The following is a 12,938-nucleotide window of genomic DNA, read 5'->3' on the forward strand; positions in this document are numbered from 1 at the left end:
TTGGACGGATGTCAGCACGGCTAGGTATTTCCCGACCCTGCCGCGGCCCTGATTCTAGCATTAGTTTTCGATAGAGCGACCACCGCATCGATTTTCAGATGCGGTCCCGTCGTCTGGAGCGTGACTGCAATGCGAGTTTGCCGACCGAAACCTCGCGGCCACTCCGACATGCTGCTCCGGGCCACAGTTTGATGAACAAAGTCGCAACCCGAGGCGCAGCGCCAGGTCACGCGGCGCGGCTGGACGATCACGCCCTGCTGACGTCCGTGGAAATGGGGGCCGTCGATCGTCTTGCCGCCGCCGGTGTCGTTCCCGCCGGTGGATTCATGGAAGCCGCGGGGGCGGCGGTCGCGGTCGCCATCAGCGCGCGCTGGCCGATGCGGCCGGTGACTGTGCTGTGCGGTCCAGGAAACAACGGTGGCGACGGATACATCGCCGCCCGGCATCTGTCAGCTGCGGGCTGGCCGGTTACCGTGGCCGTGATGGGGTCGCGGGCCGCACTATCGGGCGACGCTGCGCACGCCGCAAGTCTGTGGACTGGGACGATAGTTCCGTTCACTGCCAAATGTCTCGACGGTGCTGGCCTCGTGGTCGATGGGATCTTCGGCGCGGGCCTGAGCCGTCCACTGTCGGGAGCGGCGCTCGCTATTGTTGAGGCCCTGAATGATCGTCCGGTCCCGGTTTGCGCGATCGATTTGCCAAGCGGGGTCGACGGGTCGACCGGTGCGGTCTTGGGTGCTGCCGCATCTGCCGACCTGACGGTGACATGTTTCCGCAAAAAGCTTGGCCATCTGCTTTACCCGGGCCGAGGTCTGTGCGGCGACGTCGTCCTCGCCGACATCGGCACCCCGGTGTCCGTGCTAAACACGGTCAGGCCCATGGCGTGGGAAAACGATCCGGCACTGTGGCTCGATCGATTCCCGTGGCCGCAGGCGGAAAGCTATAAGTACACCCGCGGCGAGGTCCTTGTACTCGGCGGCGAGGCAATTACCGGGGCCAGCCGCATGACCGCTATAGCGGCCTCGCGCGGCGGTGCGGGCATGGTCACGCTCGCCGCGCCGGCCAAGGTGTGGAGCGTCTATGCCACGTCGCTGATTAATGCGATCGTTCAAAGCTTCGATGGACTGGCCAACTTCAGCGCGATGCTCGCCGACGTCCGCCGCAACGTCATCGCGATCGGACCGGGCGTAGGCGTCGGGGCCGCGACCCGCGACTATGCGCTCGCGGCGCTCGCCACCCAACGCAGCGTGGTACTCGACGCCGACGCCCTGACGTCGTTCGCCGACGCCCCGGAAGACCTGTTCGCGGCGATCAAGGGACCGTGCGTGCTCACGCCCCACGCGGGCGAGTTCAAGCGCCTGTTCCACTTCACCGGCGACAAGCTTCATTTGGCCCGGTCGGCTGCCAAACAGTGCCAAGCCATCGTCGTATTGAAAGGGCCGGACACGGTGATCGCCGCCCCCGATGGCCGCGCGATCATTAACGCCAACGCGCCGCCGCAGCTGGCGACCGGCGGCAGTGGCGATGTCCTGACGGGGTTCGTCGCCGCCATGCTGGCACAGGGTCTGCCTGCGTTCGAGGGAGCAGCCGCCGCGGTGTGGCTCCACGGAGCGGCGGCCGCCGCGTTCGGGCTTGGCCTGGTCGCCGCCGACCTTCCGGATGCGTTGCCGCATGTTCTGCAGCGGCTCGCTGCCCAGACCAAAAGTTAGGACAAGCCATGCACGCGATGGTGCTGAATAAGCCGAAGACGCGGCTAGTCTGGACCGAACTGGCCGACCGCCAGCCTGGCGCGAATGAAATTCGCGTTAAGGTGCTGGCCTGCGGCGTCTGCCGGACCGACCTGCACGTCCTTGATGGCGAGCTGCCGCACCCGAATTCACCGATTATTCCCGGTCACGAAATCGTCGGCCGCATCGACGCGATCGGCGCGGGCGTGACGGACCTCAAGATCGGCGAGCGCGTGGGTATCCCGTGGCTCGGCCACACCGATGGGACGTGTCCCTATTGCCGCACCGGCCGCGAAAACCTGTGCGATGCGCCGCTGTTCACCGGCTATACGCGTGACGGCGGCTTCGCCACATCTACGATCGCCGATGCTCGATTTGCCTTCCCGCTGGGCGAAGACGGCGACGACGTCTCGCTGGCCCCATTGCTCTGCGCCGGCCTTATCGGCTGGCGCGCCCTCGGAATCGCTGGCAACGGCAAGAAAATCGGACTCTACGGCTTCGGCGCTGCTGCGCATATCCTGGCGCAGGTTATCAAATGGCAGCGGCGAGAGGTCTACGCCTTTACCCGGCCCGGTGACACCGCCGCGCAGGCATTCTCCAAGAGTCTTGGCGCAGTATGGGCGGGCGGGTCCGACATCGCACCCCCCGACCAGCTCGATGCGGCGATCATTTTTGCGACGGTCGGTGCCCTCGTGCCACTGGCGCTGAAGGCCGTTCGAAAGGGCGGGCGCGTCGTCTGCGCCGGCATCCACATGAGCGACATTCCGAGCTTCCCGTATCAAATCCTGTGGGAAGAGCGCCAGATCATGTCGGTCGCCAATCTCACCCGCCAGGACGGCCTCGATTTTCTCGAGCTAGTGCCAAAGATCGGCATCGTCACCAAGACGACGACTTACCCGCTTGCGAAAGCCAATGAGGCATTGGCCGATCTTCGCGCCGGTCGCTTCGAAGGGGCGGCCGTGCTCGTGCCCGAGGCCTGATTTGTGAGGCTGCCTCGCTGAGGAACAATTTCTTCCATACGGAGACAATCGATGCTGTTTGCGGTCATGGGCTTTTTCAAGCCAAAAATTGATTCCGAGGCCGTTGAACTTCTGCCGGCGCTTAACGCTCATCTCGGTCAGCCTGGTTTGTCAATCCGCTTGGCGGGGTTCTTAAAGGACCGAGATGGCAATCGCGCCGGCCTTCTAGTTTGTCTTGAATCTGATGGATTTGCGGCGGCCGACGCCTACTTGAAGGAAAGCCCTTTTGTTGAGCACGACATGTATCAGCGTGTCGAGGTCGTCGAGCTGTGTCTCGAGGTGGGGGCAGGCCAGCTGCGGTGACAAAGTCTATTTGGATCATTTCCAGGCGCGACAGCCGCGGCGCGCACGGCGTGGCGCCAGCGGCGCGACAGGTACGGAGCAGCGTCCTGCCAGGCAACAAACCGTGACCCGGCTGGTCTTCGCCCACTATTTCGGTGGTTCCGCGCGATCATGGGTGCCATTAGTTCACGCGCTCACAAATTACGATTGCAAGGCACCAGATGTACCGGGATTTGGCGGCACGCCGGCGCCGACGGTCCCGTCGCTCGATACATATGCCGATTGGCTAATCGCGACCGCTGGATCTGACCCGTGGGTTGCCATTGGGCATTCGATGGGCGGCAAAATCGCGCTGGCGGCGGCGGCGCGGCAACCGCCAAAACTGACCGCGCTGATCCTGCTCGCGGCGTCGCCGCCGACGCCCGAGCCTATAAGCGACCGCGACCGCGCGGCGATGCTCGATGCCTTCGGCAACCGCCGCCTCGCGCGGGCGCAGCTCGCAAGAACTGGCAGCCTCCTGCCACCTGCGATGCTCAAGGTTGCGATCGACGACGAGTTGCGCGTGGCCGAGCCAGTATGGCGCTGGTGGCTGGAGACCGGTAGTTGCGACGACATCTCGGCGGCGACTGCTGGCATCGACCTGCCGGTGCTGGTCGTTGCAGGCGATCGCGACGAATCGATGGACCCCGGCGTCGCCCCGGCGATCACTCGCAGGCTTCGCCGCGCTGAATTATGTGTTATCGCCGATGCCGGGCATTTGCTGCCGCTCGAGAGACCGCGGGCGGTCGCCGATCTTATCGCTGCGTTCGTCTGAGTAATGCGATCCACCTAGACGACCTGCACCGACTGCCAACGCCGGAAGAGGACCGCGGCGTCATGGCATAGCCGTATGACTATATTAGGAGATCGCTGGTGGGAAAGCGCCGCTTCATGGCTCCTATCGAGTTCCACAGGGTTTCGCTCGAGGACCTGCGGTTCTGATGATCGCCGGTTCGGGGCCGACCGACCGCAACAGCGACAGTACGATACCTGGCGTCAAACCGGGAAGCTTTCGCCTTCTGGCTGACGATCTCGAACGACAAGGTATCCCATCTCTCCGCTTCGACAAGCGCAGTATCGGCGCGAGCGCTGGTGCCGCGCGACTGGAAGCGGATCTGCGCTTCGACGACTTCGTCAGGGACGCAGCCGACTGGGCGGCATTCCTCGGGAGCCGACCTGGTGTCACTTGTGTTGTTATATTCGGGCATTCGGAAGGAGCACTGATTGGTGCCGCCATCGCATCTCATGTGCCGGTATGCGGGCCTGTCGAAGCATCGGGCGTCGGTCGCCCGATGGATGCGGTTGTCGAGGCACAAGTCGCTGCTGCCGGAGCACCGAGTGAGGTCCAAGATCAGGTGCAAGCGATTTATGAGGCTCTAAAGCAAGGCAGAACAGTCGATTCTCCGCCAAAGTTGAGGGGCCTGTTTCGTCCTCCGGTACAGCCCTACCTGATTTCTGCGTTGAGGGTACGATCCCGTAGCGACAATCGAGCTAGGGCAGCTACACAGACGTTGCGCTTAACGGCATTATACTCATCTCGACCATTCTCGACTTCAGCGAGGCCGCGGATGCACCAGGCAACGAGCTGGGCTATGTGACCAATCTGCCCTCGATGGCCGCGACGGCATGGTATCATGATAAGGTGGCGAATAAGCCCGCTACGGTCGAGGAGTTCGTTACGCAAGCAAAGGCGTTTGCCTTCGGACCGTACGCGACGGCCTTGTTGAAGGGCAGCCTCATCCCTGCCGGCGAACGGGCGTCGATTGCTTCCCAGCTATCGCGGTTTACGGGCATCTCCGAGGGCTTTCTCGAACGGGCTGACCTTCGGTTGACACCAAACCGTTTCTTCAAGGAGCTGCTCCGTGATCGCGGCTTGAGCATTGGCCGTTTGGACACCAGATACACCGGGAAAGACTACGACAACGCAGGTGAGTCGCCTGACAACGATCCTAGTTTCTATGGTATTGATGGCGCTTACACTGCGGCGATGAATGAATGGACCAGGGAAGGATTGAAATATTCGCCAAGTGTGGTCTAATCCTCAATCGGGGGCGTGAAGGATTGGGACTGGAAGCTCGAAGGTGAGCCACGAGGTGGTGAGGGTTACCTCAATGTAGCGCCTTACATTGGTCGCGCTTTGAGGGGAATAGTGGTCTTCGGGTCTTCGTCGGGCAGGGATATTATGATTTTGCAACCCCTTTCGCCGGCGCTGAGTATTCACTGAGCCGCACGGGGATGCCCACTGATGGACGCATATCGTGGCATTATTATCATGCCGGGCATATGATGTATGTCAGAGACGAGGATCTTCGGAAACTTTCATCTGACATCAGGGCGTTCATCCACGCAGGATGATCCCTATCTAGAGGATTGACCCCCTGTTTTGGTGTTTCGCTGTCCACCGCCAGCCGGAAGGAAGCTCAATGGGCCAGATGCTTTACGGAAGCGGCGTAACGGCTGAGGAAGTCCGTTGGACGAAACAGCAGGCTCGAACGTGCTCGAGGGTGTTGGCAATGCGCAACGACGTTAGGGTTGTTGGCCATAGGGGTCACTCGGATCTCAAGACACATATAGGCAGATCCGTTTGAACCTTACGATAGATACCTCAACGGGATACGCCCGCATTTTCTCGGGATTTGGCATGCGTCTGGCACTGCGAGCCCTGTCCGTTCAATGGACCTCTTCGACGAGGACAGCGGCTTGGTAAATTACATTACCTTTAAACAACAATATGAGCAGGCGGCACGATCTGGGAATGGGGATAATCAGCGAGACGGTGGCGCGGCGAAAGACAGCCTCGTTGGCAAGCATGACACGGACCCAGTTCTGCGTCCGCGCGACGCTTGACGTCGAGGCCTTGCCGAGGATCATCAGCTTGTTCGCACAGCGCGGGCTGGTGCCCGAACAGTTCTACTGTCGCCGCAGCGGAGCGTTGCTGATCGTCGACATCGATGTCGAGGCGGTCGACCGGACGCTTTTCGACATCCTCCTTCAGAAGGTGCGGGCGCTCGTCCTGATCGACCGCGCCAGGATCGTCGGAAGTCGCGCATGACAGCCCGCCGTCCTCGATTCCTTTGCAGCCCGGCCTTGTTGCACATACCCCAGTTCTCATCGCGTTGCGGCGTCCTGTCGGCCTTCTCCTATCTCGCTGAATGCATATCCGGTGAGCTCATGACGGCACCGCCGGATTGGGCCTGTGATGCCGGTTAGGTCACCAGTCGTGTCCAGCACTATCGCGATGATCACCAGGCAATCGGAGTGACGCATGATTACGTCGAATCGGAATTCAAAATCTGCGTTCGTTCAGTTGTCGGGCGCGTGCATGGCGAGGAATAGGATAGTTGCCGCCGGGTCCAGGGGCGTGCCGACTGAGGATGCACCAGCGGCTGAAAAATCACCTCGTCTATGGCGGCTCCATTTCGGGTATCGCTATTGGCCGGTCCTCGGCTACGACGGATTCGGTCGTCGGCGATCCATCGCGGACAATGGCGGCGAGAGGGGTCTCGTGATGAGCGATGAACATGTCCATTCGAGGCTTTCATGCGTCCTTCGGGTCATCTCCGGCGTGATGGCTCTCGCCGTAGCATCGCCAATTCTTGCTCAATCGGCGGCGACGGATTCCGTGCGCGTGCTGGTGAATCGACTCGATCTCACGAGGTATAAGGCGACGATCAAGGACCTCACCCAGTTTGGCGACCGCCGCCAGGGAACGGCGCGCAACGGTGCCGCGATCAACTGGATCGAAGCCCAACTCAAGAGCTACGGCTGCACCAACACGGAGCGCGTGAAATACACCTTCGGCGAGGAGCCCGTGCACACCGTCGCACCGGCGAGGGCGACGGTCGCCGCCGCATCGGACGAACCTGGCCTGTCGGTCGGCGGCGGTCGCTCCCGCGGCTTCACGCGCGAGACCGGTGTGAACAGCGACCCCAGTGCCCAGCCCGACGCTAGGATCAGGACGCTGGACACGCCGCCGGCAGTCCCGGGGCCGCGCGAGGAGGTTTATTGCACCAAAATCGGGACCGGCCATCCGAACGAGATGTATATCGTCAGCGCACACATGGACGGTATAGGCTTTGGCGAAGCGGCCAACGACGATGGCTCGGGGACGGCGCTGGTGATGGAGTTAGCGCGGGTGTTCAGCAGCCCCGACGTGCAGACCGACCGTTCGATCCGTTTCATCCTGTGGAACAACGAGGAAACCGGGCTGAACGGCGCCAAAGCCTATGTCGAGCAGCGGGCCACCCTGCAAGGCAGGGAATCGCCTGCCGGATCGGGCCATTACCCCGAGCCGAAATGGCTCGGAGTAATGCAGCACGACATGATGCTGTTCGACCACGGCATGCCCCGGGCCGATGGCAGCATGAGTCCGGTGCAGCGTCCCGAGGCCGACGTGAACATCGAGTTCCAGTCTATGTCGAAGTTCGCCGCCAAGGCCCAGGAACTGGCCTGGGCCCTCGAAGCGGCGAACGAGCGTTACGCCACGGATTATCCGGCCGCGGTCGGTCGGCACATGACCAACACCGATTCAACCCCGTTTATGGACCTGGCGCCAGCAGTCAGCCTACGCGAGAATGACCGCGGGGCCCAGGTCGGCAGCGGCTGGGACCCGCAATGGCACCAGCCGACTGACCTCTATGCTACTTACAGCGACAAGGACTTCCTGCTCGGGCTGAACGCGGCTCAGACGACCCTGTCGGCTACGGCGCGGCTGGCGGGCGCGACCCTGCGTTAGCCTTGCTCAGTGACCAACGATGCTACGTTCGCCTCGGATGGCTTTCTTCCCTGAAGCGGACGCTTTCCGTAGATGGCACTCGCGTGTCGCAAGAACAATTCGACGATTTGGCTTAGGGTCGGGTGCAGCCCTCTGTTCTGCCTGTTGGTGCGTAAGCGCCGGAAGGCGGAGCGCAGCGGAACAGAAATCCTGATCAGGACCGGGGTCTGGCAGTCGTAGAATTTTTGCACGGGTGGATATGAGATTGAGGTGAGAACGACTTCTGCGTCGCATTCACAATGGAACGACGCCGCATAAAACATGAAATAGCGGCGGCGCGACAGAAACCTCGTTGGGCCGAATCGACACAAAGCCCGTTAATCCACTGATCTTTAATGGCTCTACAGGTCCTGGCGTTTGTTCATTTTGGGCAGCAAGGCTGATAGCCCAACGGCGTGGCTCGGCGTTCGAGATGGTTGCTTAGCTCTCGCCCAAAAGCCGAAGCCGACACGACATCACGAGAGCGACCTCTCAATGCGGTATCTGAACCGTCGGTGCCTTCGTGAACGGCGTGATTCCGAACTTCGGATAGACCTCGGTCGGATAGTAGAAGACGCCGTCCTTGACGACCATCGAGATTGTCTTGATCGCCTTGAGGTCTTTGGTCGGATCGCCGGGAATCAGGAAGAAATCGGCGAGCTTGCCCTTGTCGATCGACCCCATCCGCTGGTCTTCGCCGACGTATTTCGCACTGTCATAGGTCGCGCGCTTGAGGATCTCGGGCGCTGTCATGCCAGCCTTTTGATAGAGTTCGAGTTCGCGGTGATACGTGAACGAGCCGCCGGTGTCGGTGCCAAACACGATGAAGACGCCGCGGTCGTGGAGCATGCGGACGGTATCGACCAGCTTGGTAAACGCCTGACTGTAGAGCTTGTCGTCGCCCGGGGCCGAGGTGTCGATCCACGCCTTCATCGCGTCGCGCCGCGTGCCGATCGGCATATGGTCGATGTAGTCGACCGCGCCCGGCGGAACCTTGCCGTCGCGGTTCTGCAACAGGTTCTCGTGGATACCGAGCGTCGGGTCGATCGCCTTGTGGCCGTCGACCATCAACTGCAGCGTATGCTGGACCTTGGGTTCGTTGAGGTCGAGCGCCGGTAGCCGTTTGAGCGCAGTCAGGCGGAACAGCGTGCGCGTGTCTTCCTTGGGACCGATGACCCAGCCGAGAACGAACTGATTAATGTGGGTCATCTCGTCGTAGCCGGCCGTGATCATCTGGTCGGCGTTGGCGAATGCGGGGACATGGCCCGCGACGCGCATCCCGAGCTTGTGCGCCTCGGCGACCATCGCCGGGACCCATGCCGGGTTCATGCTGTTGTAGATCTTGATCTGCCAGAAGCCCCGCGCGCCGTACCAGCGGACCGCGTCGACCGCCTGCTGCTGGCTGTCGACCAATATGCCATTGTTCGCGCTGAACGGGCTCTTCCCCTCGATGAAGCCCGAGCGGATGATGTGTGGGCCGCCGATCTCGCCGGCGTCGATGCGCTTGATCAGCGTCGCCAGCACCGCGTTGTCGTTGCCCATGTCGCGGACCGTCGTGATGCCGGCCACGAGGTTGAGTAGCGCGATGTCCTGCCCGATATGGCCATGCATCTCGTACATACCGGCGATCAGCGTTCCGCCGGCCCCGTCGATGGTGACCTCGTCCGGCGTAGCGGGGCTGTCGATCGGTTCGATCGCTGCAATGATCTTGTCATTGACCAGCACCGACACTGGTGCGGTCAGGCTGCTGGTCTTCGGATCGAATAGCCGGACGTTGCGGATGCGGACGGGCGCGCCGTAATCGTGGGCGACCTCCTTCTGCATCGAGGTGTAGCGTGCCGTCGTCCAGTCGGCGGCAAGGCCACGCAGGCGCTTCTCTTCGCCTTCGTAGCCGGCGCGGACGACGATCGAGTTGGGGCTGACCGAGGCGAACAGCAGGCCTTGATCGTCGAGCAGCATTGTTTCGGGCGTCAGGTCGATCCCACTCAGCGTGTAGCGCGTCACCTTGAGCGGGCCGCCCGCGCCGGCGACGGCAACGGTCTCGCCCTTCTCGAGGCGCAGCGTCCCGCCGGGGAGCGCTGCCATCGACATTCCGGGCGCCTTCAACAGCGCCGTCGCGTAGATCTGATCGGACCACGGGCTGCCGCTTTGCGCGACGTACAGGCCTGGACCTTTGACGGCAGCGGTGCCGCTGCCGGTCGAATCGGTCCACATCGCCTTGTCGTCAACGCGGGTAAATTTCTCCTCGACCTTGCTGCCGAAGGTCGTTGCGCCGGTGATCGCCCATGTCGTCGGCAGCCCGTCGGTCCCGAGGGTCAGGGCCTCCTTCATCGTCGGCCCGCGACCGTTGTTCTTGACGTCGTAATCGACGGTGACGTTGTCGCCCTGCCGGTCGACGATGACATGGCCGACGTTCTTGCCGCCGAAAATCGCGGTGTAGCGCACCGTCTCCCCCGATGCGGTCGTGGCGAGAAGGGCAGCGGCGATAAGGATTCTGGTCATTCCGTAAGGTACGGCGGTGGCGAGGGCGCATGCAACGAAATACGCATGAAGGTGTGCTGCGGTTGATGCCGCTTACGCCGGCGGTCTGCGCCTTTGGGCGTCGTCCCGATTCCGGAGCGCTGGAGTGGCATCGTCAGCTTGTCATTGTTGGCGCAAAGTATGCGCGCATCTGGGCAGCAATATTACGTCTGCTTCCTGACCACGATCCCCCGGCATACGTCAGTGATCGTCACGACCCGGCCAGACACGATCTCATCTCGAATTCAGCGGGATCCTTCTTCGGCGCCTATCCACATTTGTCTTTTCGCGCGCGCGACGGCGCCACGCTGATGCTGGACCGGTCACACTTATCATTTTGGATTCGAGCAATCATCATGTTGCAAGACTAAATCCAAGGACGATCTCGGTGGGTTGCGAGCCTTCACATGTAGCTAAGCCAGACGCAGGAGGGCGAGTAGCGCAAAACTGATCGCGCCGAGCCCGACTAGCGATATCACTACGGCGGCCGTAACCCGGCCCCCGGCCTTCACCACGGTGCGAACATCGACACCGAGTCCGAGCGCCGCCATCGACACTACGGTCAGCAGCGTCGCTATCCGACCGATCGGCGCGATCGCTGCGGTCGGCACGAGGCCCAGCGACCGGCAGGCAACTAACGCCAGGAAGCCGATGATGAACCATGGCACGAGATGCGCGAGGCCAGGCCGCTTCCCGGGGACGTCGCCGGCAACGAATTTGCCATCTGGCTCCGCCTGGGGTGAAAGCCGGGGAGCGATCAGTGACAGGATGAGGCTGACCGGCCCGAGCATCAGCACGCGCATTAGTTTCACCAGCGTGCCGGTCTGAACCGCTATCGCCCCCATCGGCGATGCTGCCGCAATCACCTGCGGCACAGCATAGACTGTTAGTCCGGCAAATGCGCCGTAGGCGATACCGCTCATCCCCAGAGCGACCCCAAAAAATGGCAATCCCACGACGACCACTACACCCAGCACCGCGGTGAAGGCGATCGAGGCGGCGACGTCGTCGCTGTCTGCACCGATCACCGGCGCCACTGCGGCGATTGCCGAATTGCCGCAAATCGAGTTTCCGCATGCAATCAGCAACGCCATGCGGGTGGGCAAGCCCAGCAAGCGGCCGATGCCGAAGCTCAGTAGGATGGCGACGGCGACCACGACGACAATGCCGACCAGCAGCGCCGGTCCGGCCGCGAGAATGGTCGCAGCACTGACCGAGGCACCAAGCAGGACGACGGCGACCTCGAGCAGATATTTGGCGCTGAAGACGATCCCGCCATCCCACCGGGCGCCAGGCATCCATACGCTGCGAACGGCGGTTCCGACCAAAATAGCGAGCACCAGTGCCTCAAGCCATGCCTTGCCGGCGACCGCGCGCTCGCCTGCTTCCAGTCCATAGGCGGCTATGGTCACGGCGGCGCAGAGCAGGATGCCCGGGATAAGTTCGCCATTGTATTGGTCGAACTCCGTATCCAGCGTCGACTGCGGATCGAGATTTGGCATCATGGTATCCTTCCACAGCGTTTTAACCGATGGGAATCGTTCAAACCAACGCATCATTCTTATCATTTCAATCGTCTGACCTGATTGGTCGTGCTAGGCGCCGCCATGACGTTCGAGCAACTTCGTATTTTTGTCGGCGTCGCCGAGCGCGAACACATGACTTTGGCTGCCCGCGCGCTTCATATTACCCAATCGGCCGCATCAGCTGCGATCGCAGCACTCGAAGAGCGGCACGGCGTAAAACTTTTTCACCGCGTGGGCCGCGGTATTGGCCTGACCGAGGCGGGAAATGTCTTCCTGATCGAGGCACGTAGTATTCTCGCCCGGGCCACGGCTGCCGAAACCATTCTAGATGAGTTGGGCACCCTCAAGCGGGGCACGCTTCGCGTCGTTGCCAGCCAAACGATCGCGGCATACTGGCTGCCGCCGATCCTTGCTGTCTTCCACGATCGTTATCCGTTGGTGTCGGTTGTGCTGACGATCGGCAACACTAGGCAGGCAGCGGTGCGCGTCCGCAATGACGAGGCCGATCTCGGGTTTGTCGAAGGCGAGGTCGACGATCCTACCCTCGTCGTTTGGCCGATCGGCGAGGACAGGTTGGTGTTGGTCCGATCAGTGCCGTTCGCGGAGGAGACGGTCGATGCCGACTGGCTGCGGCAGGCGCGTTGGGTTGAGCGTGAGCCGGGTTCGGGCACCCGTTCGACGCTCGATCGTCACCGACTTGCGCTCGGCGTTGATCCAGCGATGCTCGATGTGGCGCTGGTGCTGCCGTCCAATGAAAGTGTCCGAACCGCGGTCGAGGCCGGTGCCGGCGTCGCCGTGTTGTCGTCACTTGTCGTCGCACCGGCGCTAAAGGCGGGCTTGCTGTACGCGGCACCGATCACCTTCCGACCACGACCGTTCTACGGGCTGCGTCACAAGGAGCGATACCGGACCAAGGCGACGGATGCGCTGCTCGAATTGATCGGATCGTCCCGCCCTGGGCAAACAACTGAGATGTTTAGTCTTGGAATTTAATGGGTCGGATCTGACGTAAGTCGATGGGCCACGCTGGGCCAGCGTTTGCAGATCGCTTCGTGTCAACTCGATCCCGCAT

11 protein-coding genes and 1 pseudogene are annotated in these 12,938 nt (G+C 62.0%); 10 read left to right on the plus strand and 2 right to left on the minus strand.

The genetic code is table 11. From position 1 onward, the window contains the following. The first annotated feature begins 191 nt into the window (after window positions 1-191). The 8 genes and pseudogenes from KTC28_RS20025 (at window position 192) to KTC28_RS20060 (ending at window position 7,802) form a co-directional block, all read left to right on the plus strand. Entirely contained in the window at window positions 192-1,709 is a 1,518-nt protein-coding gene (locus tag KTC28_RS20025; protein WP_216711291.1) for an NAD(P)H-hydrate dehydratase, read from the plus strand. A gap of 8 nt (window positions 1,710-1,717) precedes the next feature. Further along, on the plus strand, window positions 1,718-2,707 hold the full coding sequence (locus tag KTC28_RS20030; RefSeq protein ID WP_216711292.1) for a zinc-dependent alcohol dehydrogenase family protein: 990 nt from the start codon (window positions 1,718-1,720) through the stop codon (window positions 2,705-2,707). A 51-nt stretch (window positions 2,708-2,758) separates the two neighbouring features. Then, window positions 2,759-3,049: a YciI family protein gene (locus tag KTC28_RS20035; RefSeq protein WP_216711293.1), complete on the plus strand. Its 291-nt coding sequence runs from the start codon at window positions 2,759-2,761 to the stop codon at window positions 3,047-3,049. Window positions 3,050-3,203: 154 nt separating this feature from the next. Continuing rightward, window positions 3,204-3,842: an alpha/beta fold hydrolase gene (locus KTC28_RS20040; protein ID WP_255602636.1), complete on the plus strand. Its 639-nt coding sequence runs from the start codon at window positions 3,204-3,206 to the stop codon at window positions 3,840-3,842. Between the two features lie 166 nt (window positions 3,843-4,008). Further along, the gene (locus KTC28_RS23350) at window positions 4,009-4,665 is read left to right on the plus strand and encodes an alpha/beta hydrolase (protein WP_216711295.1); all 657 of its coding nucleotides are present in this window, start codon (window positions 4,009-4,011) and stop codon (window positions 4,663-4,665) included. Further along, a pseudogene (locus KTC28_RS20050) lies at window positions 4,563-5,422 on the plus strand (peptidase S10); the annotation flags it as partial. The gene KTC28_RS23350 and the pseudogene KTC28_RS20050, both read left to right, overlap by 103 nt. Window positions 5,423-5,876: 454 nt before the next feature. Continuing rightward, window positions 5,877-6,119 (plus strand): ACT-like domain-containing protein, encoded by a 243-nt coding sequence (locus KTC28_RS20055; protein WP_500797311.1) that lies wholly within the window; start codon window positions 5,877-5,879, stop codon window positions 6,117-6,119. A gap of 456 nt (window positions 6,120-6,575) precedes the next feature. Continuing rightward, a complete protein-coding gene (locus KTC28_RS20060) occupies window positions 6,576-7,802 on the plus strand; it encodes a M20/M25/M40 family metallo-hydrolase (RefSeq protein WP_216711298.1) in 1,227 nt (408 codons plus the stop codon). Between the two features lie 510 nt (window positions 7,803-8,312). Here KTC28_RS20060 and KTC28_RS20065 read toward each other — a convergent pair. Beyond that, the gene (locus tag KTC28_RS20065; RefSeq protein ID WP_216711299.1) at window positions 8,313-10,322 is read right to left on the minus strand and encodes an amidohydrolase family protein; all 2,010 of its coding nucleotides are present in this window, start codon (window positions 10,320-10,322) and stop codon (window positions 8,313-8,315) included. 29 nt (window positions 10,323-10,351) lie between these two features. On the opposite strand from KTC28_RS20065, the gene KTC28_RS20070 reads away from it, so the two are divergent. Continuing rightward, the gene (locus KTC28_RS20070) at window positions 10,352-10,711 is read left to right on the plus strand and encodes a hypothetical protein (RefSeq protein ID WP_216711300.1); all 360 of its coding nucleotides are present in this window, start codon (window positions 10,352-10,354) and stop codon (window positions 10,709-10,711) included. A gap of 42 nt (window positions 10,712-10,753) precedes the next feature. On the opposite strand, the gene KTC28_RS20075 is transcribed toward KTC28_RS20070, so the two are convergent. Next, entirely contained in the window at window positions 10,754-11,842 is a 1,089-nt protein-coding gene (locus KTC28_RS20075; RefSeq protein ID WP_216711307.1) for a YeiH family protein, read from the minus strand. A gap of 105 nt (window positions 11,843-11,947) precedes the next feature. Here KTC28_RS20075 and KTC28_RS20080 point away from each other — a divergent pair, with 105 nt between their 5' ends. After that, window positions 11,948-12,859: a LysR family transcriptional regulator gene (locus KTC28_RS20080; protein ID WP_216711301.1), complete on the plus strand. Its 912-nt coding sequence runs from the start codon at window positions 11,948-11,950 to the stop codon at window positions 12,857-12,859. Window positions 12,860-12,938 lie beyond the last annotated feature (79 nt).

This window comes from Polymorphobacter megasporae, from assembly GCF_018982885.2.
In the GTDB taxonomy this organism is placed as follows: domain Bacteria; phylum Pseudomonadota; class Alphaproteobacteria; order Sphingomonadales; family Sphingomonadaceae; genus Polymorphobacter_B; species Polymorphobacter_B megasporae.

Bases quoted from the DNA above. Each gene is read 5' to 3' on its own strand.
- KTC28_RS20035 (WP_216711293.1), top strand. From the start codon at position 2,759: ATGCTGTTTGCGGTCATGGGCTTTTTCAAGCCAAAAATTGATTCCGAG.
- KTC28_RS20070 (WP_216711300.1), top strand. From the start codon at position 10,352: ATGCAACGAAATACGCATGAAGGTGTGCTGCGGTTGATGCCGCTTACG.
- KTC28_RS20060 (WP_216711298.1), top strand. From the start codon at position 6,576: ATGAGCGATGAACATGTCCATTCGAGGCTTTCATGCGTCCTTCGGGTC.
- KTC28_RS20055 (WP_500797311.1), top strand. From the start codon at position 5,877: ATGACACGGACCCAGTTCTGCGTCCGCGCGACGCTTGACGTCGAGGCC.
- KTC28_RS20080 (WP_216711301.1), top strand. From the start codon at position 11,948: ATGACGTTCGAGCAACTTCGTATTTTTGTCGGCGTCGCCGAGCGCGAA.
- KTC28_RS20030 (WP_216711292.1), top strand. From the start codon at position 1,718: ATGCACGCGATGGTGCTGAATAAGCCGAAGACGCGGCTAGTCTGGACC.
- KTC28_RS20025 (WP_216711291.1), top strand. From the start codon at position 192: ATGAACAAAGTCGCAACCCGAGGCGCAGCGCCAGGTCACGCGGCGCGG.
- KTC28_RS20075 (WP_216711307.1), bottom strand. From the start codon at position 11,842: ATGCCAAATCTCGATCCGCAGTCGACGCTGGATACGGAGTTCGACCAA.
- KTC28_RS20065 (WP_216711299.1), bottom strand. From the start codon at position 10,322: ATGACCAGAATCCTTATCGCCGCTGCCCTTCTCGCCACGACCGCATCG.
- KTC28_RS23350 (WP_216711295.1), top strand. From the start codon at position 4,009: ATGATCGCCGGTTCGGGGCCGACCGACCGCAACAGCGACAGTACGATA.